Origin of the sequence: Microcoleus sp. PH2017_05_CCC_O_A, assembly GCF_020738785.1 — a bacterium.
In the GTDB taxonomy this organism is placed as follows: domain Bacteria; phylum Cyanobacteriota; class Cyanobacteriia; order Cyanobacteriales; family Microcoleaceae; genus Microcoleus.
In genome coordinates, this window is the sequence record NZ_JAEQCB010000080.1 from 58207 (window position 1) to 79752 (window position 21546).

17 protein-coding genes and 3 pseudogenes are annotated in these 21546 nt (G+C 45.1%); 14 read left to right on the forward strand and 6 right to left on the reverse strand.

Annotated elements, in window-relative coordinates:
* Positions 1-241 precede the first annotated feature (241 nt).
* The 5 genes and pseudogenes from JGK20_RS19570 to JGK20_RS34610 form a co-directional block, all read left to right on the forward strand.
* Positions 242-1024, forward strand: coding sequence for a DsbA family protein (locus tag JGK20_RS19570; protein ID WP_293174188.1), 783 nt, complete (start codon positions 242-244; stop codon positions 1022-1024).
* Positions 1025-1289: 265 nt separating this feature from the next.
* A complete protein-coding gene (locus JGK20_RS19575) occupies positions 1290-1484 on the forward strand; it encodes a helix-turn-helix domain-containing protein (RefSeq protein WP_293174191.1) in 195 nt (64 codons plus the stop codon).
* A gap of 381 nt (positions 1485-1865) precedes the next feature.
* Positions 1866-2792 (forward strand): annotated as a pseudogene (locus JGK20_RS19580) (ISAzo13 family transposase).
* Positions 2782-3044 (forward strand): annotated as a pseudogene (locus JGK20_RS19585) (hypothetical protein). Before JGK20_RS19580 ends, JGK20_RS19585 begins: the two co-directional pseudogenes overlap by 11 nt.
* Positions 3045-3084: 40 nt before the next feature.
* Positions 3085-3279 (forward strand): annotated as a pseudogene (locus JGK20_RS34610) (DUF5615 family PIN-like protein); the annotation flags it as partial.
* A gap of 203 nt (positions 3280-3482) precedes the next feature.
* Here the strand turns inward: JGK20_RS34610 and JGK20_RS19590 are convergent.
* Entirely contained in the window at positions 3483-3956 is a 474-nt protein-coding gene (locus JGK20_RS19590) for a hypothetical protein (protein WP_293174197.1), read from the reverse strand.
* Positions 3957-4127: 171 nt separating this feature from the next.
* On the opposite strand from JGK20_RS19590, the gene uvrB reads away from it, so the two are divergent.
* Together uvrB and JGK20_RS19600 are read left to right on the forward strand one after the other, a co-directional pair.
* Positions 4128-6167 carry an excinuclease ABC subunit UvrB gene (uvrB, locus tag JGK20_RS19595; RefSeq protein ID WP_293231827.1) on the forward strand — a complete coding sequence of 680 codons (2040 nt, stop codon included), beginning with the start codon at positions 4128-4130 and terminating at the stop codon, positions 6165-6167.
* Between the two features lie 13 nt (positions 6168-6180).
* The gene (locus JGK20_RS19600) at positions 6181-6447 is read left to right on the forward strand and encodes a DUF4926 domain-containing protein (protein ID WP_293231829.1); all 267 of its coding nucleotides are present in this window, start codon (positions 6181-6183) and stop codon (positions 6445-6447) included.
* Between the two features lie 192 nt (positions 6448-6639).
* On the opposite strand, the gene JGK20_RS19605 is transcribed toward JGK20_RS19600, so the two are convergent.
* The 4 genes from JGK20_RS19605 to JGK20_RS19620 form a co-directional block, all read right to left on the reverse strand.
* Positions 6640-7008: a type II toxin-antitoxin system PemK/MazF family toxin gene (locus tag JGK20_RS19605; RefSeq protein WP_293174206.1), complete on the reverse strand. Its 369-nt coding sequence runs from the start codon at positions 7006-7008 to the stop codon at positions 6640-6642.
* 5 nt (positions 7009-7013) lie between these two features.
* Positions 7014-7418, reverse strand: a complete 405-nt coding sequence (locus tag JGK20_RS19610) for a hypothetical protein (RefSeq protein ID WP_293189349.1) — start codon at positions 7416-7418, stop codon at positions 7014-7016.
* Between the two features lie 89 nt (positions 7419-7507).
* Entirely contained in the window at positions 7508-7780 is a 273-nt protein-coding gene (locus JGK20_RS19615; protein WP_293174212.1) for a hypothetical protein, read from the reverse strand.
* Positions 7781-8237: 457 nt separating this feature from the next.
* Complete coding sequence (locus JGK20_RS19620) at positions 8238-8762, reverse strand: hypothetical protein (RefSeq protein ID WP_293174214.1); 525 nt, start codon at positions 8760-8762, stop codon at positions 8238-8240.
* Between the two features lie 259 nt (positions 8763-9021).
* On the opposite strand from JGK20_RS19620, the gene JGK20_RS19625 reads away from it, so the two are divergent.
* Entirely contained in the window at positions 9022-9888 is an 867-nt protein-coding gene (locus JGK20_RS19625) for a substrate-binding domain-containing protein (RefSeq protein WP_293231831.1), read from the forward strand.
* Between the two features lie 227 nt (positions 9889-10115).
* The gene (locus JGK20_RS19630; protein WP_293231833.1) at positions 10116-12077 is read left to right on the forward strand and encodes an ATP-binding protein; all 1962 of its coding nucleotides are present in this window, start codon (positions 10116-10118) and stop codon (positions 12075-12077) included.
* Between the two features lie 437 nt (positions 12078-12514).
* Here JGK20_RS19630 and JGK20_RS19635 read toward each other — a convergent pair whose 3' ends face one another.
* Positions 12515-13552 (reverse strand): NADP(H)-dependent aldo-keto reductase, encoded by a 1038-nt coding sequence (locus tag JGK20_RS19635; RefSeq protein WP_293174223.1) that lies wholly within the window; start codon positions 13550-13552, stop codon positions 12515-12517.
* 195 nt (positions 13553-13747) lie between these two features.
* On the opposite strand from JGK20_RS19635, the gene JGK20_RS19640 reads away from it, so the two are divergent.
* From JGK20_RS19640 to JGK20_RS19660, 5 genes are all read left to right on the forward strand, one after another.
* Positions 13748-14929 carry a DegT/DnrJ/EryC1/StrS aminotransferase family protein gene (locus tag JGK20_RS19640; protein WP_293174226.1) on the forward strand — a complete coding sequence of 394 codons (1182 nt, stop codon included), beginning with the start codon at positions 13748-13750 and terminating at the stop codon, positions 14927-14929.
* 405 nt (positions 14930-15334) lie between these two features.
* On the forward strand, positions 15335-16210 hold the full coding sequence (crtB, locus tag JGK20_RS19645) for a cyanoexosortase B (RefSeq protein WP_293174229.1): 876 nt from the start codon (positions 15335-15337) through the stop codon (positions 16208-16210).
* Positions 16210-16920 carry a cyanoexosortase B system-associated protein gene (locus JGK20_RS19650; protein ID WP_293174232.1) on the forward strand — a complete coding sequence of 237 codons (711 nt, stop codon included), beginning with the start codon at positions 16210-16212 and terminating at the stop codon, positions 16918-16920. Before crtB ends, JGK20_RS19650 begins: the two co-directional genes overlap by 1 nt.
* 131 nt (positions 16921-17051) lie before the next feature.
* On the forward strand, positions 17052-18635 hold the full coding sequence (locus JGK20_RS19655; protein ID WP_293174235.1) for a polysaccharide biosynthesis/export family protein: 1584 nt from the start codon (positions 17052-17054) through the stop codon (positions 18633-18635).
* A gap of 504 nt (positions 18636-19139) precedes the next feature.
* On the forward strand, positions 19140-21437 hold the full coding sequence (locus tag JGK20_RS19660) for a tyrosine-protein kinase domain-containing protein (RefSeq protein WP_293216529.1): 2298 nt from the start codon (positions 19140-19142) through the stop codon (positions 21435-21437).
* Positions 21438-21546: the final 109 nt, after the last annotated feature.

Here is a 21546-nt window from a genome sequence, read left to right on the forward strand (position 1 = left end):
TAGTGCTGTCCCCGCTCGCGTGTTTGTATAAACACGCGAGCGGGGACAGCACTATAAATGCAAAACTGAGATGCTCCCGGTTAGTAAAACCCACTGCCAATTGCCCACTCCGAATTTGCGATCGCCAATTGCTAATTATTGCTTAGATATAAAAATAGCTGCACAGCACTAAACTGCGGTACACCTGACACTCCGCAAAATTAAATGTAGGATTAAGTCTTGCCGTAAACCAGGAAAAAAGATGAACATATCCACTATTTGGCGAAAATTCCGCAGCCAGCAAGCCTTCTGCTTGGCTGCACTGCTTGCGGGTTGCCTTGTATTTATCGGTTGTTCCCCCGCCCAGTCAGCGGCTGGCAATTCAGTCGATCCCAAGTTTAAAGAGCAAGTCTTGCAGGTGATCCGCGAAAACCCCCAAGCAATTTTAGATTCGGTACAAGCGTATCAGCAACAGCAGCAGCAGTCTCTCAAAGCAGCGCAGGAGTCATTTTTCCAGGAGATGAAAACAAATCCCAAATCGGCGATCGGGGATTCTCCTAGCACGGGTTCGGCTTCGCAGCAGATTGTACTTTTAGAATTCTCTGACTTTCAATGTCCGTTTTGCGCGCGCGCTCACGATACCGTTAAGCAGTTTATGGCAAAACACCAGGACAAAGTTACTTTAGCTTACAAGCATTTTCCCTTGAGTTCAATTCACCCTCAAGCGCTACCAGCAGCTAAAGCAGCTTGGGCTGCCCAACAGCAGGGAAAATTCTGGGAATATTACAGCGCTTTGTTTGAAGGGCAAAAACAGTTAGGCGAGGAATTTTACGGATCGATCGCCCAAAAGCTCAATCTCAAGTTAGATAAATTCAACAGCGATCGCAACAGCCCCGCCGCCGAAGCCGCGATTCAGAAAGACGTGCAACTGGCTCAAAAACTGGGAATCGAAGGCACTCCATTCTTTATTCTGAACGGCAAAACATTCTCCGGTGCGCTGGAGCTTTCTGAGATGGAAAAGATTCTCGCCAGTGTCTCCAAATAACAAGGTAAAAGATACGATAAACTTAGTTTTTCTGTCTTTTTCACTTTTTCGTTGCAATTTCAATTTGGAGTCGTTAAAGATGCATTCCCAGACTAAAGTCTGGGAACAATCAAAATTTAACTGATTAGCGGAATTCCCCATCCGTCTACACGGTGGGGATGGATAGCGCGGCTGTTGGAACTCCCCGATCCAACAGCCAATTAGCTTTGCCTTCCACCTAGAATATTTATTTACTGATTTAAGTTTTTCGTAGTAAGATAGAGACATGAAACACGCAGTCAAGGTACGAATTTATCCTAACGATGAGCAGCAAGTAGCGCTATCAAAAGCATTCGGCTGTGCCCGTTGGTTTTGGAATAATTCGTTAGCCATGACCAATCAACTTTATAAAGAAACTGGTAAAGGGGTATCCCAGGAAGGGAGAAACGACCGTCTACCTGCTCTCAAAAAAGAGTTTTGATGGTTGGCTGAACCTTATAGCCAAGTGTTGCAATCGGTGTCGCCAAACTTGTCTAGAGCGTTTATCAATTTCTTTGAGCGACGGGATAAGGAATGAAAATTTAATAACACAAGCAAGGTATAATAAACAAATGAGTGATTGCAAAGGATGTAACATTTCATTTTGTGGTCAAAACTCATCCTTAGGAATGAAAATTTAATAACACAAGCAAGGTATAATAAACAAATGAGTGATTACAAAGGATGTAACATTTCATTCTGGTGGTCAAAACTGATCCTTATTCGATGTTCACCTTCTTTGTTTCCCTAATAATTGGTTAGTTAATTTCCTTCATTTTGTTCAGGTAAATTTATGTATTACTCCTCTGAAATTACTGCTCAGATGCGGAAACTTTATCAATCTCTATCTGAAAAAGATCGACGAAGATATGCAGCAATAGAAGCCGAAAAACTTGGTTATGGTGGAATTAGTTACATATCCCGAATTTTGGCAGCAGACAGAAATACAATAGCCAAAGGCATTAAGGAATTAAAAAGTGAATCAGAGACTACTTTTGAGGGACACAGAATTCGTCAAAAAGGAGGAGGAAGAAAAACTAGCGAGTCTCTGATACCTGGCTTGAATGAAAGTTTTTTAGAAGTGTTAAAACATTATACAGCAGGCAGCCCAATGGATGAGAAAATTAAATGGACTAATCTCACTCAAGAAGAAATAGTTGAAGGTCTGAAAGTTCATGGCATAACAGTCAGTGTAACGGTTGTCAAAAAATTATTAAAAAAGCACGGATATGTGAAACGTTAAGCTCAAAAAAAACAAACAACAGGAATAACAAAGAATCGTAACGAACAATTTGAAAATCTTGCCAGAATCACTGAAGAGTATGAGTTACAGGGAAATCCTATCATTAGCATGGATACCAAAAAAAAGGAATTTATTGGAAATTTATATCGCTCAGGAACTCTGTATACTACCGAAACAGTTACCACACTTGACCATGACTTTTTCAGTTTGGCTGAGGGCAAAATAGTACCTCATGGAATTTATGATGTGCAACATAACCGAGGATATTTAACCCTAGGTATTAGTAAAGATACGAGTGAATTTGCTTGTGAATCGATTAAATCATGGTGGATAAATTACGGAATCTATCTCTACCCTCAAGCAAGTTCAATCTTGATTAAATGCGATGGAGGTGGCAGTAATAATTCTAATCACTATATCTTTAAATCGGATTTGCAAAAATTAGTCAACGTAGCTCCATATAGAAATCAGAATAGCACATTATCCTCCCTATACATTGGAGTATAATCCAATAGAGCATCGCTTATTTCCTCATGTAACGAGAGCTTGTCAAGGAGTGATTTTTACTTCTGTTGAGTTTGTCAAAGAACTCATGAAAAAAACCCACACAAAACCGGACTTTCTGTGGTGGTAAATGTGCTTGATAAAATTTATAAAACTGGTAGAAAAGTAGCAGATGGATTTAAGAATACAATGAAAATTATTTTTGATGAATATTTGCCAAAATGGAATTACCGTGCTGTTCCGACAAATGAGTAGATAATGAAGTTATTAATTTTTCAGTCCTAAGGATAGGGATTTTGTTGATTTAGTAATTAGCCTTGGCAAACCGCCTCAAATTCTTTGGCTAACCTGTGGCAACATTACGAATAAAGATTTGCATCGTATTTTTACTCGTGCTTTTCCTGACGCAATTGAGCTATTTAATAATGGCGAAAATATTGTGGAAATTGGTAGGATAAAATATAGCCTTTCTCAAAAAGATGAGGTATGACAGACAGCTTACATAACCTCCCAGACAAAGAGGGCTCGCATCCCAACAACGTCCGCGAATATGAGAGCTAGATCCGCTATAAATTACTTTCGAGTTTTCCAATTATCAATCTCCTTGGTCACAAACTTCTCTAAAAATGTGTTTTTAGTCATTAGTTAATAGAGTTAATAGTGAAAAACTAATAACTAATGACCAATGAATAATTAATCTAAAAATCCCATTAAGGTCGAGCTGTCGTCAATGTCGTTGGAAGCAATTGGCCGGTTGCCTCCCATTGTGGAGTAAACTTCATCAATGTGCAGATTGCTGATCGCAATAGGGCGCGCACCGGACATACTGAACATTTCGCTGACTTGCATGGCGCTGGAGCCGATCGGGCGTCTGCCGAGTGTAGCCACCACTTCAAAGTCGCTGGCTTCGATCGGGCGATTGCCTACAGTGCCGTAGGTTTCGCTGATGTGCAGGGTGCTAGCGCCGATCGGGCGATTCCCCGAGATCGAGACTGTCTCGCTGATGGTAAAATCGTTTGGGCCGACGGGGCGGTTGTCATGTAGGAGTTGCGGCTGATAAAGTTGAATGCCCGCTGATTTGGCTTCGCTGGCGGGTGGTAGGGCCTTGGTAGTGCCTTTGCCGCCGCGGGGGCTCGCTTTGACTTTGTCTTTGGGTGTGAGAGCCATAATTTTTTTTCCTTGCTGATTACTGGGTTCGGACAACTGCTTTTCTGGGCTTTCTGCTTTCTATTTGAACCGATAATTAAAATAATATTATAAAGTTTAACTATTTTCTTAACGAAATTGCAGAATCTCTGAATTTTTGTTAAAATTTATCGGTAATAGCGACATTTTCCTATGGTAACTGCGGCAGCATCTTTTCAATTGCAAGCGCCCTTCGATCCCACGGGCGACCAACCGCTAGCGATCGCCCAACTCGTCAAAGGCATCCAAGCGGGCGATCGATTTCAAACCTTACTCGGTGCCACAGGTACGGGCAAAACCTTCACCATTGCCTCGGCGATCGAAAAAATCGGTAGACCCACCTTAGTCTTAGCACACAACAAAACCCTGGCCGCTCAACTGTGCAACGAACTCCGCAATTTTTTCCCCAACAATGCAGTCGAATACTTTGTCAGTTATTACGACTACTACCAACCTGAAGCATACATCGCCGTCAGCGATACTTTTATTGAAAAAACCGCAGCAATTAACGATGAGATCGATATGCTGCGACACTCCGCCACGCGATCGCTCTTTGAACGCCGCGACGTAATTGTCGTAGCATCAATTAGCTGCATTTACGGTTTGGGAATGCCCGCAGAATACCTGAAAGCTGCTATCCCTTTGCAAGTAGGAATGGAAGTCAACCAGCGGCAAATATTGCGAGATTTAGTCAACGTCCAATACAGCCGCAACGACCTAGATTTAGGTAGAGGCAAATTTCGAGTCAAAGGCGATGTTGTAGAAATCGGCCCCGCCTACGAAGATCGAATTATTCGCGTCGAATTCTTCGGCGACGAAATCGATGCCATTCGCTACGTTGACCCCGTAACTGGTAAAATCATCCAAAGTACAACGGCTTTAAATATTTATCCTGCGCGCCACTTTGTGACTGCTGATGATAAATTAGAGGCAGCTTGCCAAGGAATAGAACTCGAATTAGAAGACAGGCTGCTAGCATTTGAAAAAGAAGGGAAACTATTAGAAGCGCAGCGGATAGAACAGCGCACTCGCTACGATTTGGAAATGCTGCGGGAAGTTGGATACTGTAACGGAGTAGAGAATTATTCGCGGCATTTAGCAGGCCGAAATGCCGGAGAACCGCCCGAATGTTTGATTGATTATTTTCCGAAAGATTGGATGTTGGTAGTAGATGAATCCCACGTCACAGTGCCGCAAATTCGGGGAATGTACAACGGCGACCAAGCGCGGAAAAAAGTATTGATCGAACATGGTTTTCGCTTGCCAAGTGCTGCTGACAACCGCCCTTTGAAAGCAGAGGAGTTCTGGGCAAAAGAGAATCAGTGCATCTTTGTTTCTGCGACTCCGGGGAATTGGGAAATGGAAATCTCGGAAGGGAGAGTTGCCGAGCAAGTAATTCGCCCTACGGGAGTCGTCGATCCGACAATTTTCGTGCGCCCGACGGAAGGACAAATTGACGATTTGTTGGGGGAAATTAAGCAGAGAGTCACTCGGGACGAGCGAGTTTTGGTGACGACTTTGACGAAGCGGATGGCGGAGGATTTAACTGAATATTTGCAGGAAAGGGCGATTAGAGTCCGGTATTTGCACTCGGAAATTCAGTCGATTCAACGCATCGAAATTATCCAAGATTTGCAGGATGGCAAGTTTGATGTGTTGATTGGCGTCAACTTGTTGCGGGAAGGTTTGGATTTGCCGGAAGTGTCGCTGGTGGTGATTTTGGATGCGGATAAAGAGGGGTTTTTGCGATCGGAACGTTCTTTGATTCAAACGATTGGGCGGGCGGCGCGCCACGTGCAGGGACAGGCTATTTTGTATGCGGATAATTTGACTGATAGCATGGTTAAGGCGATCGACGAAACGGATCGGCGCCGGGGGATTCAGCTAGCGTACAATAAGATGCACGGGATTACGCCGCAGCCGATCGCGAAAAAGCGATCGACTAATGCGATTCTGGCGTTTCTGGATGTGTCGCGCAAGCTGAACTCGCAGCAGTTGGAGGAGGTTTACGAACAGGTGGATGAGTTATCTTTGGACGAGATTCCTCAGTTAATCGGGCGGTTGGAGACGCAGATGAAGGCGGCGGCGAAGAAGTTGGAGTTTGAGGAGGCGGGTAAATTGCGCGATCGAATTAAGCATAACTCGGCGGTTGAAACCGCGTCTACACGAACAAAACCCGCCTTCGCGGGTTGAAGAATGGGGAGCAATGAGCAAATTTCAGTTATTCGATGCAGTATGTTTAACCGAAGCAGTCGCCCTCGGTGATGGCGAGATTGCACCGCCAGAAACAGCCGGGGCAATTGTTGAGGTATTCAAAAACGGTGAAGCCTATTTAGTCGAGTTATTTGGCGGATGGGTGAAAGCAGAAGTTGGCGGAGATTTTGTTACCGCAACTCAGGATGAACCAGAATCATTTATGGAAACGATAGGTGTTGAAACGGTTTATCCGCATCAGTTGCGATTATACAACTGACGCATGGGCCCAGAAACCGGGTTTTTGTGAAAATACTTCGTTGTGGCGAGTAAATTCGTTAAAAACCCGGTTTCTTTGTCGGAGTGCATAAATTCCGATCGACCTATTATATCGACCTATTATATAGATGAATGGGAAGGGCGATCGCATTAAGAATTTGCGCGATCGACTGTTAGGTTATTAATGGATAATTTAAAAGCCGAACATTAGCTTGAGTCCATTTGCGATCGGCTGATACTCTTCTGCGGTTAAACTGCCAAGATACCGCAATATTCGCCGGATATCTACAGTGCGTACTTGATCCAGCAATACTATCGAGTCGGCAGTTAGATTTCCCACTCCTGCCCGAAGACTTGGGTATAAAATTGGATTTTGTGCAGTCCAATCTCCTGATTGTCTGGTAATCGGCACAACAATCACAAGCTCAAAACGGATCGTACCTGTGTCGCTTGGGCTCCCCACTACTACAGCAGGGCGTCTTCCTTGTTGTTCGTGCAGTGCAGGCGTTTGAGGAGGGAAATCAACGAGTAAAATATCGCGGATGTTGAATGTATTAGTCACGCTTATTACTTTACCCTTTCGTCTTCAAGAATAACGGCACCTACTCCCGGTATATAGCGCACAGGTTGACCAAGTTTCATCGGATCTACATCTCCCCAATCATAGGGGGGAATTTCATTATCGACGAGGTAAAGTTGGCGCCAAGGCGATTTTGCCAATGCTTCCTCGGAAATGTCAGGAAAAAACATAAGCACTTCTGCGATACCGACTGGAAAACCATTGAGTTTGCTCAAGCCATCTATAATGGCGGCTAAGACGGATAAGTCTAGGTGGCTGAGGTTTTCTGCTTTTTCGATCAGTTGGTATACGGTTTCAGGATTGAGTGTTTCGCCGACAGCTTCGATTAAGTTTTCGGGGGTGAAGCCTCGACATTTCAAGTATTCGGCTAGTTGTAAGCGAATTGTACTCATGGGTTTAGTGGAGAAAGATTTTAGGGTGAAGGGCGATCGCCCTTTACCATTGTCTTATTTTTTGGATGGTAAGGGCGATCGGCTTTTTGTTAAATTCCTAGTCTATCCGTAACATATTCGCGATCGTGACAATCTGCGTGTGATGAACCATCGTTATCCCAAGGATTTGGCTGACAATCAAGTTCGTACTTCAAGTCATCTATTTCCTGTCGCTGTTCTTGGATAGTTTCGTCCTTGTCATCAAGCAGACTGCGGATACACTCTGCCCAAGCGGGGTTTAACTCCTCCAAAGCAGAGAAGATCGGAGTCAGGCTATGCTTGGCATACAATAGTCCATCTTGTGGGTTATAATTGTCGAACATATATTTCAAAAGTTGGGTTTAGTTGTGTGGGTCTGACGTTTACAGGTCAAATCAACTTAGCTACCTAGCTAAAACGAGGGCATTGTCTGAATTAGTAGTTCAGGCGGGCCTTTTTCGTATCAGGATAGGATTCGGTATTGCGAAAAATCCAAGATTGCAAAAAATACAAGACATTAGAGAGTTCTTATACTTGGCAATTTGAGGAGTTTTTGTCTTCTTTTGTCTTTTAAGACTTTAACACTGGCCAGCAGAATTGGCAACTATATTTTGTGCCGAATATCGATAAATATAAACCTCTCTACCTGATATCAGCGTCAATCCAATCTGGGAAATTTTCCCAATATTGGGAATAATGACTTGAAAGATTGTTGAGTTAGGTATGCTAAAGTTTAGATCGCTCCTCTATCCCATTTCCTCTGCGTCAAGGGCGATCGCCCAAAACACCACCAAAAACCAACTACTTGCTCAATACCACAGCATCCGTACTGCTAGCAAAAGCCGGATGAATAAACTCCTCCTTCTCGAACAGCGTGATGAAACCCTGATCTACAGCTAGCTGCATCACTTCCGTCAAAAATCCTCTGAGGGTATCTAATACTTGAGTGCGATCGCATTCAAACACCTTTTCCCAGCACGAAGTCCCAAACTCGATCCAAGTGCAGTTAATCTTATTGTCGATCGGTAGCAACATAATAGTAAACCAACTCTCACCAAAGTCTATTTCTATTGGTTTACCTTGCGATAGCTTCGCAATTTCCTTGGGAAAGTAATTGTCAATCATCATACAGATATCTGGATCTAAAAACACCTCTTTTTGAGCATCACCTATTTCTATGAAAACTTTATGGTTGTATTCAAAACAGAAACATCGCCATCCCATTTCAAAATGAGAAAGCTCTCCTAATGGATCTTCTGGAGGTTCTGCCCAGTCTTCTAAGAAACGCTCTCCTAATTTAAAATTAAATTTTTGACCGCTATTCATGGCTGCTACTCCTATGTTAGAACTTCGCGCTCTCCCGATTATGCAAAAGTATGAAAATATATGATATTCGATCGCACTTACAGATTTTTGCTCAAACGCTTCGACTATACACAAGTTTGTAAAGAATTTTTAAATAGATCGCCACTTTTCGGTATTTATGTTAGTGTAAGGCCAAGTCAGGGAAGCACAAAAAAATGATTGCTGTTTGGTTTGATGAAAAATTTAGCAAGCTGACAATATTACCCAATAATTGTATACTATGAAACGGAATTTATTAATCCTGACTTTAGGCGCGATCGCACTTTTCGGCTTGCCCAGTTGCTCAACAAACGCCAGTACCTCCACGGCTACAACGGTTGCAACGGCAGCAGCGCCAACTGATGCCTCGCTCAAAATCGGAGGTTCAAGCAGCACAATAGGTGTGATTCAGACGCTAGCGACTAATTATGAATCCACCTCCCAAAACACCAAAATTACTCAGTTAGAGCCGGGACAATCTGAAACAGTGATTGCAGGAGTCAAACAACAACTTATTGATATTGGTGCAATTTCTAAAACATTAAAGCCCGAGGAAAATGATGGCACATTAGAGTTTCGTGAAGTCGCCCACGATGCCCTTCTCGTTGCTACTCATCCCAGCGTCAAAGGGGTGAAAAACCTGACCACTAAAGACCTCAAAGCCATTTACAGCGGCACCTTGACCAACTGGAAAAAACTGGGCGGGCCCGATGCTAAGATTGTGGTACTCGATCGCCCAGAAGATGAATCTGCCAAACGCCTCCTCCGCAAACACTATCTCGGAAAAGATTTGAAGAGTTCACCGCAAGCAGTGGTATTACGAAAAGAAGGAGAATTAATCGAGGCGATTCAAAGCACTCCCTACAGCATCGGTACTTTTTCCCTGGCTTACGCCATTTCCCATAAACTACCCGTAAACCGTCTTAGTCTCAACAATGTTGAGCCTACAGCCGAAAATGTCAAAGCAGGCAAATATCAAATGGTACGCCCGATCGAAATTCTTTGGCATAAAAATGCTTCGGAGTCTACTCAAGGACTGATTAAATACATTTTTAGCCCGTCAGGAACCACTGCTTTGGAGAAGTCTGGGTTTGTTGTTAGTAAATAGCATCAACTTGAGCTGCGAACCTAGTGTCAGCTTACTGATGAGTTAACAATCTTCTCGATCCTTCTCTATCCAGCTTTGTTAAGAAGGGACTAGACGATCGATTCCCCCTTTTTAAGGAATATTTACTGGTATCGAGAGTGCGCGGTAAGCTAGATTTATTAAACAACTTGACGTTTAAATTGACACTACATGGTTTTAGCTACACTCAATCCTAGGTTGAAGTAGATATGTTACAGGGCTTCAGATATGTGCGACTCCCAATCTCAGTCAAGCTGTTGTCTCCTTTGTTGGTGGCATTCCTTAGCCTGTGGACTTTCGGAACCCTGGGCTTTGGTTATTTTGCCAGAAAGAACTTAGAACAAACGGCGCACAAGGAGATAGAAGATAGGGCTACTTTACTCCAACAAGATCTGAAGCAAAAGCAAGAATTGCTCTACTTAAAAGCTCGTTGGGTGAGCGAGGACAGGAATGTAATCAGGGCCGTTGCTGCGGGCGATCGCCCTTTATTGCTCCGTACCATGTTACCAATCCAGGCATCCTTAAAACTGGATTTGATCAGAATCGTAGACACAAATGGTGAACTCTTAGTATCTTCGCAGCAGGGAGCACTGACACAAGCAATATTAGAAGATACTGCCATCAATCGTGCGGCTCGTGCTGGACTAAGTTTATCGGGCATTCTGCTGGCAGAAAAAGGGGCTGTACCCTCCCTGGTGGGATTGATCTCGATCAAATCTTCTACACAAATTTTGGCTGGTTTGGTTGTGGGGGGTGCGATTGACGACGCACTACTTCAGCAAATTCGCGGTAACACATCCATGCACTTAGTTGCATTCCAGGGCGATCGCATAACTGCTTCTACTTTACAGCTTAATCGCGCTCGACCCTGGCAAGCTCCCCAGCCTGAATCTCTACCTAAAGTGACAAAGATTGCAGGCGAAAACTACTTGATTAAAACGATCGGGCTACCAGGATTCGATCGCGCAACCCTCAAAATCGCCGTACTCAAGTCTGTCATACAAACCGAACAAGCAGAACAAAAGTTGTGGTTTGTGGTGGGTGGCTTTGGGCTGCTGGGAAGTTTCCTGGTGACGGGAGTTACACTCTGGGGATTTCGCATCACCCAATCTCTGGGGCGTCGGATTCAAAGCCTAACCCAAGCAACCCAGCAATTAGCCCAAGGCGACTTAAGCACTCGAATTCCTGTCAACAACGAAGATGAAGTGGGGATTCTGGCACAATCATTTAACGTTATGGCAGAAGAGTTAACAAATCGCGATCGACAACTAAGCCAACAAATGCAGCAATTAGAAAGCACGCTGAAAGAATTGCATCGTACCCAGAGTCAGATGGTGCAGAGTGAAAAAATGTCAGCACTAGGGCAAATGGTAGCAGGCGTAGCCCATGAAATCAACAATCCAGTTAGCTTTATTCACGGCAACATCACATACGTCAATCAATATACACAAGAACTGCTGCGATTGCTCAATTCATATCAACAGCACTATCCGAACCCTCCCCAATCGCTGCAAACAGAACTAGATGATGTGGATCTAAATTTTCTGAGTGAAGATCTCACCAAGGTACTGCATTCGATGCAAGTAGGCTCCGATCGCATTCGGGAAATTGTAATTTCGCTCCGCAATTTTGCTCGCCTGGATCAAGCAGAATTGAAGTTTGTCAATCTGCATGAAGGCATTGATAACACATTAATGATTGTGCAACACCGCATCAAAGCGACAGCACAACACCCAACCATTGAGATCGTAAAACAATATGGCGATTTGCCGCAGGTAGAATGCTATGCAGGACAACTCAACCAAGTATTTATGAACCTGCTAGTAAATGCGATTGACGCCTTGGAGGAGAGCAACCGAGGGCGCAGTTTCGATCAGATTGCCACCAACCCGAACACGATCTGCATTACTACCTCTCGCACGGAACCAAATCAAGTGCAGATAGTGTTTGCCGATAATGGTGCAGGTATTCCAGAGAATGTGCGATCGCGCCTATTTGACCCTTTCTTCACCACCAAGCCAGTGGGAAAGGGAACCGGGTTAGGCTTATCTATTAGCTATCAGATAATTGCTGAAAAGCATGGCGGAAAATTATGGTGCGATACTGCACCAAACTGCGGCACAAAATTTATCATCGAGCTGCCAATATCGGGCAACCATCAAGTTCATTAGGGAAATAATTATAGCACTTATGGTGTAACATGAGTTACGCTTAGGTAATTGATAATTGGCAATTAGCAATTGCTCTGAAGGTCTGTAGTGAGGACTTTAGTCCGCATTCACCTGAGGAATAAAATCAAATCCGGTAGCATCCGAATTATGTAGTGCGAGCGTCTCGCTCGCGAGTGGATCGCGAGCGAGACGCTCGCACTGAACGATTCAAATATATAATTCCGATGCTACCGGAAACGATATAAAATCCGAACGAGCGAACCAATTTTAGGATGGCGATTCCAGCGAAAATGATATGATTTAACCTTAACAAAAACGGTTCGTATTGCCCTTCATTTTGTGTTTGGGCTGCGGACTGAAGTCCGCACTACGAACCTTACTGATTGCGGTCATTCGAGCGGAGGCTATATCACTTAACCGCAACCTACTAATAAGGATTACGGCGTGGGATTGGGATAATTCGCGTGTACCGAATTGATTTCTGCTACGATATCTCGATCGAGAGTCACCTCCAAACTGCTAAGATTTTCCTCAAGTTGTGCGATCGATGTTGCACCGATAATTGTGCTAGTTACGAACCAACGCGATCGCACATAAGCCAAAGCCATTTGCGCCGGACTCAAACCGTGCGATCGCGCAATCTCAACATAGGCTTTCACGGCATCGTTCAGATTAGTTTTATCGTAACGCTGACCGAATCCTGCGAACAAAGCCAGTCGGGAATTTTCCGGGATTCCATTTAGATATTTACCCGTTAAAAGTCCGAAACCCAAGGGACTGTAAGCCATCAATCCCACATTTTTAAATCTGCAAGTTTCTGCCAAATTCATGTGAAAAGTCCGATTGCTCAAACTGAAAGCATTCTGAATCGAAATAACCTTCGGCAAATCGTGTTTTTCGGCTAATTCGCAAAACTCGCAAACTCCCCAAGGCGTTTCGTTGCTCAAACCCAAATAGCGAATTTTGCCAGCTTTAATTAAGTCAGCAAATACCTCTAATTGTTCCAAAATCGGTACGGTTTCGTGTTCTTGGGCGATGTCGTAATCTGGCGCACCAAATAGGGGCACGTAGCGATCGGGCCAGTGGATCTGATAGAGGTCGATGTAGTCTGTTTGCAGGCGCTTCAGGCTGTCGTTCAGGGCTTTTTCGACATTTGGGCGATCGATCTGATTTTTCCCTTCCCGAATCCACTTCAATCGAGTGCTTCTGCCGGCCACTTTAGTAGCTATAATGACTTTATCCCGCTGCTGTCGCGCCAACCATTCGCCGATATATTCCTCTGTTTTGCCCTGAGTTTCGGGTTTTCCCGGCACCGGATACATTTCTGCCGTATCGATAAAGTTGATGCCTCGGGCGATCGCAAAATCGAGCTGTTCAGCCGCTTCTGCAACCGTATTCTGCTGGCCGTAAGTCATCGTACCCAAACAGATTTCAGATACTAATAAGTCGCTGTTACCTAGTTTTTTGTATTCCACGATCTCAATTGCCGAAAAATTATCTAATTCTATCTTACCGAAAAACCTTGATTTAATATACAGCTCAGAAAAGTGAGATCGGCTTTCTCCTCTATTCCTCTTTTTCTCTGCGATCTCTGCGCCCTCTGCGGTTAAAAAAAATAAAATATCTCCGCAATTAAGTGCTAATATAAATAATTACTCTCCCTCCGATGTATGAGCAGTCGCCAGCCAAAAGTTCCATTTGTAAACCTTTACCTGCAACACCAACCAATCGAATCTCAAATAGCAGCAACACTTGCAACAATTATCCAGCACGGAGACTTTATTTTAGGTGAAGCACTGGCAGAATTTGAAACAGCCTTTGCAGCAGCTTCTGGAGTAAAATACGGCGTAGGAGTGGCTTGTGGAACTGATGCGATCGCCCTTGGACTCCAAGCTTGTGGCATCCATCCGGGCGACGAAATCATCCTCCCAGCCAACACATTTATCGCTACTATAATTGGTGTGATTCAAGCCAAAGCAGTACCTATTCTGGTAGATTGTGACCCGGAAACCGCCCTGATTGACCTCACAGCAGCCGAAACAGCAGTCAGCTCAAAAACTAAAGCAATTATCCCCGTACACCTCTACGGTCAAATGGTATCGCCTAGGGAAGTTTTAGATTTTGCTAGCCGCCACAAATTAATGATATTTGAAGATGCGGCACAAGCCCATTTAGCCGAAAGAGAAGGATACCGTGCAGGTTCCTTTGGTAAAGCAGCAGCATTCAGCTTTTATCCCAGCAAAAACCTCGGCTGTTTTGGCGATGGTGGGATGTTAATTACTAACGATGCAGAAATCGCACAAAAAATGCGAACTCTCCGCAATTACGGAGCACCCAGCAAATATTTGCACGCAGAAATCGGCACCAACAGCCGCCTCGATAATTTGCAAGCCGCCGTGCTCAATTTGAAATTGCCTTACTTGGAAAAATGGAATCGCGATCGCACCGACGCCGCTCAATACTACAATACTCTACTAGAACCCCTGAAACCCAAAGGCATTGTACCGATCGCCAATCACAGCGGCACAGGTCACATTTATCACCTCTACGTAATCCAGATTACTGACAAAAGCCCGTTACGGAAGCCCTCCCCTACGGGGGCTACGCCAACGAAGAGGATCGCCCGCAACACCCTTCAGGAACATCTCACCCGAGAAGGCATCCAAACAGGCATCCACTATCCCGTACCTTGCCACCTGCAACCAGCCTACCAAAACTTAGGCAATCCGGGCGACTTCCCCCACACCGAAACCCTGTGCGAACAAATTTTATCCTTGCCAATGTATCCCGGATTGAGCAATACTCAGATCGAGCAGGTTGTAAGGGCGATCGAGAAATCAGTTGACAGTTGACAGTTGACAGTTGACAGTAGGAAGAGTTGACAGTTGACAGAAGAAAGACGCAATACTGAAGGAAGACGCAATACTCTAGATGGAAGAAGACATATAGCGGTTATCACAAACATGAGGTACGTTGTTGGGCTTGGGCCCTCTTAGTTTAACTGGTTGTATAAGCTGTCAGTCATACCTCATCTTTTTGAAAAAGGCTATATACAGTAAACTGTTTAGCGATCGGTATTTTACCTTTAATTAAGTTAATTTACTTAATTGTTTATAAAAGTTATGGTGAGGATGTTGCAAGCCATAGAGTAGAAATCTCAAAGCGTTGGAGTTGGGAATTAACAAATCTTTAACTCACCGTTCAAAATCGCTTTCGCGTTGCGAATCCAGCGCGGCCATGTCAAAACTTCTCAAACCATGCAAATCCAGCGCCGAATTCGCATTGTTCTCAAGCGATACCTCATGGGGGAAGGTATCACGGTACTCCTAGTGCTGCTTTACGCCCCCCTGCTAGTACACTGGTACGACGGCTGGTTCAACAAAAACATCAGCATCGAACACGAATATTTCAGCCACGGAATAATTGGTTTACCCTACGCCGCTTATATTGCTTGGACAAACCGAAACTGCTGGCGGCGCTTAGGCGACTCGCCACATCCTTTGGGAAGCTTTTTGCTGTTAATAGCAACGCTTTTTTATCTGAGTCGCTTAAGCGATTTGGTGAATTTATCTCTACCACTAATGCTAGCCAGTATTTGCTTGTCTTTAAAAGGATTTTCCGGCTTAAAATTGCAAGCAATGCCGCTTTTGTTCGTATTTTTTGCCTCGCCAAATCACATTCCTTACCTCATAGAACCCTACGCCTTGCCGTTACAGCACTTCATTGCTCAAGTATCAGGCTGGATCTTAATTAAAGTCGGTCTGAACGTGAGAATCGAAGAAATTTATCTGTACGTAAACGATCGCATTGTCGAAGTCGCCCCTCACTGTGCAGGCTTAAAAATGCTGTTTACCAGTCTTTATGTCAGCTTAATTTTGATAGATTGGACGGGAGTTTGGAGTTCCCAAAAAAGAAGCATTTTGTTTTTAGTGGCCACATCTATCATTAGCATCACTTCCAACATTCTCCGCAACACTTTGCTGACTTACTTTCACGGAACCGACAGAGAGAGACTTTTTACTTGGTTGCACGCCGGATGGGGCGGAGACTTGTATTCTGCTTGTATACTAGGCTTATTGGTACTTCTCATCAACGGGATGGAAAAGTATTTCCCAAGCCAGCCTGCCGATTAATGAAACAAATGATTTCAGCACGGAAACTACTGCGGCGCTACCAAGTATCTAAAATTGTGGTACTGGTGTTTTTGCTGGTACTGGTTGCGGGAGTAGCAATTCCTGGCTACGCGACGGGAAGGTGGCCTTGGACAAATCCGCCAACAGTTACAAACCTCAAGCAGTTAAAAAGTTTGCGCCAACACGGGATGACACTTCCTGACTGGGAGGTGATCCGCATCCAGAATAACCTTCAAATTGGCGGACACAGATGGTTAGTTGAAGAAATTAAAAATCATCAAACAATTGCCATTTTATTGCTAATGCCTCAAAATTCCCCCAAAAACCAGCCGCAAGTAGAATGGCTAGATATTGATGGATTTCACCGGTGGCAAACAGATTCTCATCGCACTTTGAGGTTTACAGTTAAATTAGCGCCAACATCCGACAAGCCCTCACCTACTATCGAGACGAGGTTTTTCCGAAGCTGGACTTCTCAACAAACTTTTGCTGTCGTGCAGTGGTACGCTTGGCCTAATGGGGGTTCTCCAGCAACCAGCCGCTGGTTTTGGGAAGATAGCATTGCGAGGCTGTCGAACCGCCGCGCCTCTTGGGTTGCTGTCAGTATCATAGTTCCCATCCAACCGCAGGGCGATATTAAGATAGTTGAACCGCTGCTGGAATCTCTGGGCCAAAGTGTTCAGACTCAATTAATGGCAGAAATTTTCTGAGTTTAATCAAGAGGGCGATTGAAATCGCTTCTACACAAACAAAGACCGCCTCCGCGGGCTAGAAGAATCAAGAGGAAAAGTTAAACGAATTTGGTATCAAGAGTAGATATTTATAGTTGAGAATTGCGGAGATGAAACTTAAAAAACAGCGAAACATTGAAAATATTACCCTTTTTTATTATTTCAAAATGCCGGATAAATTCATAATTAGAAATCGCGTCGCTTTTTCCTTGGCTGGCCTGTATTCAAGTGCTTGGACTCTATCTTTCGCTGCTGTATTGTGGGGCTTTAACGGCAAGGTTTTTTCAGAAACGGCTTTAGCCCAATCTGTTGTTCCTAGTTCTGAGCGACTTGTGCCGCCACAGCCACTGCGCGTACCGCCACCGCCACCTACTAATTTCAACAGGGAAATTAACCCAGCTTTTCGGAATCGGCCGTACCGCCTGGGCCCGGGAGACCAGATTTCCGTTCAAGTTCAGCGCTTTCCAGAGCTAAATTTTACGGGTGCAATCAGCCCTGAAGGGGTAATTGTACTGCCGCTAATCGGCACAGTAAATGTGCGCGGCCTTACCGTCGAAGAAGCACAGCAGCGCCTCCGCGAGCGCTTTACTCAATTTATCAAAAATCCTCAAGTCTCGGCTGCTTTGCTCGTTCAGCGCCCGGTAGTGGTGACGGTGACGGGGGAAGTGGCCAGGCCTGGTTTTTATCCGCTGCAAACTCCGCAGCTTCCGGCGGCTTTGGCTGCTGCTGCTGGGACGACTCCGACGGCTGAACTGCGGGCGGTGCGGGTGCGGCGGACTTTGCCGGGTGGTGCTGTGGCTGAGCAAGTTGTTGATATTTTGACGCCGCTGCAAACTGGTATTGCTCCGCCGGATTTGCGTTTGGAAGATGGAGATGCGATCGTCGTACCGTATAAACAGGTTACAGCCGATCGCAAGTCCGATCGAGATTTAGCATCCAGATACAGCCTAGCCGCTGCCGCTGTCCCCGTTCAAATCACAGTCACCGGAGAAGTCAGCAAACCTGGTTTTTACACGCTTCCGGCGGGTTCAGGTCGAATTTCCGCCGCTTTGACGATTGCGGGGGGAGTCACGGGAAAAGCCGATTTACGAGCCGTGCGAGTGCGACGGACGCTGGTGGATGGCTCCTCGGTGGAGCAACCCCTCGACCTCTACACTCCCTTAGCAAAGGCTAACGATTTGTTTGATTTTCCTTTGGCCTCGGGAGATGTGATTGTCATCCCAGAATTGGACGCTAGTATCAAAAACCTAGACTACGACAAAGCTTTGGTGGCGCGTTCTACGCTGATGAAGCCCAAGATCTACGTTCGAGTTTTGAGTTACGCTAGTGGTAGTTTGACCTCGTTTTACCTAGAAAATGGCAGCAAGTTTTTGGATGCTATCAACAACTTGCCTGTGAATCTGGCTGATTTGCGGAAAATGGCCTTGATCCGGTTCGACCAAAAGCAAGGTAGAGCAATCAACCGCAAGATAGATGCAAAAGCTGCTTTGGAGGGCAATGTTTCTCAGAACCCGATGCTGGAAGATAATGATGTGATTGTGATTGGTCGGAATCTGGTAGAGCGTATTGGTTATGTTCTCAATACCTTTACTCGACCATTCCGGGATACTTTGGGATTTATTCTGTTTTTTGAGCAGTTGAGAAATGGGGTAAACAATCTGTTTGGGCCATCCAACAACAATAATAATAGGTAGTTAGTGGTTAGTTGTTAGTGGTTAGTTGTTAGTGGTTAGTTGTTAGTTGTTGTTAGTTGTTAGTTGTTGGTTGTTGGTTGTTAGTTGGTAGGGGCTGTACCCCCGTGCCAGCCCTCAGTTGTAAGTTGTCAGTTGTCATTAGTCAGCAGTGCTGTCCCCGATCGCAAAAATCAGTCATTGGTCATTGGTCATTCAGTAGGTTGTTACACATAAACACGCTTAGGGAGAGGCGGTTTTGTACTCGTAAACTCGCTTCTATCAAAGACTGTTAGCTAAACCCGCCGAGACAAGATACTACAGCGGTTCTCAAAAAAATGAGGTATGCCCTGTTTGCCCAATGCCCTGTTTTCCCAATGCCCTGTTTGCCAATGCCCTATTATGCACGTCTGGTACCTCAGATGGGAGCTCAAAAGGCTATAGTTTTTTTTCCATCACCTACTTAGTTAGGATTTATAGTTAGCAATTCTTCAATCTAAAATCTAAAATCTAAAATCTAAAATAGTTATGACTTTATCAGTTGTCAAACGTTATTTGATTGCTTTTGACCAATACAAGTGGGTGGGACTAGCCACTCTTGCGGTGACTGTGGGCGTGTCCGGAGTAGTTGCCGTGCAGCCAAATCAGGCGCCGGTTTACGTTGCTAAAGGTACGCTGGCCTACAGCAAGCCGACCGTGATTTTTTCATCAACCACTACCAAGATTCAACAGGAAGGACAAGAAATAACTAAAGATAAGTTGCTCAATCAACAGGTCATCCAAGCAGCCGCCAAAAAACTCATTAAAGCAGAAAACAAATTAAATAAACAAGCAGCAGAACTAAATTCAGAAGAATTGAACGAAAAAGTAAAAATATTGACTAAAAAGCTGAAAGACGGCGTGGAGATCAAGATGCCGACCAAGAGTAATGACCCCAGTGCTTTGATTCAAGTATCGTACAAAAATGCCGATCGCCAAAAAGCAGAAAAGCGAGCAGAGGCGTTGATGAACGAAATGGTGATTTACAGCGAAAATTCTAATAATTTCAGCGTCCGAAAAACGATCGATAAAATTAACCAACGCTTGCCGAAAGTAACTCAGGAACTCAGAGAGGTGGAAGCAAAACTTGAATCCTACGAAAAACGAGAAGAAACTTCTATTTTAGCAGTTCAGAGCGGTACTTTGCCGCAAGCGATTATCGCCACCGAACAGCAGCAGCGGCAACTCCGGGTGCAGTTGGGAGCAATAGTAGCTCAAATTAAAAGCTTGCAGGAACGCTTGGGATTGAATGGAGAGCAAGCTTACGTGGCTCAAGCACTGTCTGCCGATCCAATTATTGCACAACTGCGAGTGCAACTGTTTTCGATCGAATCTCAGCTCAAAATTCTGCGTAGCGACTTGCAGGAGGAACACCCGAAAATTGTGGAATTGCTCAAACAAAAACAAGCTTTTGAGCAGCAGTTACAGCAGCGACAATCGGAGGTGCTCGGGGGGAACGGGGTGGCGGCTCCACTCAGAAGTGCCGATCGAATTCGGATAGACTCTTCTTTAGACCCGGCGAGACAGCAGCTAGCTCAAAGTTTGATTGCTTTACAAACGCAGCGGGATGTGGTGCAAGAACAACTCAAAGGAGTAGAGAACACTGAACGACAATTGCGCCAGGAATACGCGAAAATCCCCAACAAGCAGTTAGAACAAGCGCGGTTAGCCCAGCAAGTGGCGCTGAAAAAAGCTCTCTACGATAAGATGCAGGCGGCTTTGGTAGATGCTGAGGCGGCGAGAGCTGAGACAACGGGGAGTTTGACAGTCGCCCAGCCTCCCAAAATTGATGACGTTCCGCCAAACAAGAAAGGTTTGCCGGTGATGCTGGCGGTGGGCGGATTTGTGGGATTGCTGCTGGGCGGCGGGTTCATATTTTTGTTGGGAATGCTCAACGGGAAGTTTTACAGTTGGGAAGAAGTGCGGGCGGCTTTGGTGGAAAAAGAGGTGCCAATACTGGCTGTTTTGCCTGAAGTGATTGTGTTTGATTCCTATGGGGAGGAGATGCCGCTAGCTTTGGAACCCAATTCGCCTTATTTAGAGTTTTACGAGCGGTTGCGGACTAATTTACGCCGAATTGGCGAAAAACCTGTGAAAGTGGTGTTGCTGACTTCGGCGGCGCCTTTGGAGGGAAAGAGTTTTAGTGCTTACAATTTGGCAATTGCGTCGGCTCGATCGGGTAAACGGACTTTGTTAATTGAAGCAGATTTGCGATCGGGTTCTAATGTGGAATCTTTGAAAATAGCTGCGGATCCTCTGGCGGCGGTGGAACCTTTGCACTATTACGGCAATATGAGCGAGTGCGTTTTGTTGGTTCCAGAGGTAGAGAACCTATATGTCGTGCCGAGTCCGGGCAGTTTGCGGCAGGCTTCGGCGGTACTGGAATCGAGCGAAATGCGGAGGTTGTTTGAGGATGTTCGCAATCGCTTTGATTTTGTGGTAGTGGATTCTCCGGCGTTGAGCGAGTGCAACGACGCGCTGACGCTGGAACCCTATACGGACGGTATAATTTTGGTGGCGCGGGCTGGTTATACTCTGGCGAGTATGTTGTCTGAGGCTGCGGATCAGTTGCTGGAATCTGATGATGAGGATTCGCACAAATCGGGGCCGCGGCTGTTGGGGGCGATTATTAATGGTGCTGATATTGCGGTGAAGTACCGCAATGATATTGATGAATTCGAGTTGCCTTTGAGTGCTGTGAGCGATGGGGCGATCGAAGTGCGATCGAGGCAATTACCGCAGCAGTCAAAGTCAAAAAACAAAGCTATTAATAGTAAATTCAACTAATTTTACATTCGATAGCATCTCAGTTGTGCAGAGGTACGTAGTTGCGCTTCAGCGCTCCTGGCATTTAAGGTACGTAGTTGCGCTTCAGCGCTCTTTAAAAAACAGGTAC

Coding starts and splice junctions, on each gene's coding strand:
- JGK20_RS19570 (WP_293174188.1), top strand. CDS start 242: ATGAACATATCCACTATTTGGCGAAAATTCCGCAGCCAGCAAGCCTTC.
- JGK20_RS19575 (WP_293174191.1), top strand. CDS start 1,290: ATGAAACACGCAGTCAAGGTACGAATTTATCCTAACGATGAGCAGCAA.
- JGK20_RS19590 (WP_293174197.1), bottom strand. CDS start 3,956: ATGGCTCTCACACCCAAAGACAAAGTCAAAGCGAGCCCCCGCGGCGGC.
- uvrB (WP_293231827.1), top strand. CDS start 4,128: ATGGTAACTGCGGCAGCATCTTTTCAATTGCAAGCGCCCTTCGATCCC.
- JGK20_RS19600 (WP_293231829.1), top strand. CDS start 6,181: ATGAGCAAATTTCAGTTATTCGATGCAGTATGTTTAACCGAAGCAGTC.
- JGK20_RS19610 (WP_293189349.1), bottom strand. CDS start 7,418: ATGAGTACAATTCGCTTACAACTAGCCGAATACTTGAAATGTCGAGGC.
- JGK20_RS19615 (WP_293174212.1), bottom strand. CDS start 7,780: ATGTTCGACAATTATAACCCACAAGATGGACTATTGTATGCCAAGCAT.
- JGK20_RS19620 (WP_293174214.1), bottom strand. CDS start 8,762: ATGAATAGCGGTCAAAAATTTAATTTTAAATTAGGAGAGCGTTTCTTA.
- JGK20_RS19625 (WP_293231831.1), top strand. CDS start 9,022: ATGAAACGGAATTTATTAATCCTGACTTTAGGCGCGATCGCACTTTTC.
- JGK20_RS19630 (WP_293231833.1), top strand. CDS start 10,116: ATGTTACAGGGCTTCAGATATGTGCGACTCCCAATCTCAGTCAAGCTG.
- JGK20_RS19640 (WP_293174226.1), top strand. CDS start 13,748: ATGAGCAGTCGCCAGCCAAAAGTTCCATTTGTAAACCTTTACCTGCAA.
- crtB (WP_293174229.1), top strand. CDS start 15,335: ATGCAAATCCAGCGCCGAATTCGCATTGTTCTCAAGCGATACCTCATG.
- JGK20_RS19650 (WP_293174232.1), top strand. CDS start 16,210: ATGAAACAAATGATTTCAGCACGGAAACTACTGCGGCGCTACCAAGTA.
- JGK20_RS19655 (WP_293174235.1), top strand. CDS start 17,052: ATGAAACTTAAAAAACAGCGAAACATTGAAAATATTACCCTTTTTTAT.
- JGK20_RS19660 (WP_293216529.1), top strand. CDS start 19,140: ATGACTTTATCAGTTGTCAAACGTTATTTGATTGCTTTTGACCAATAC.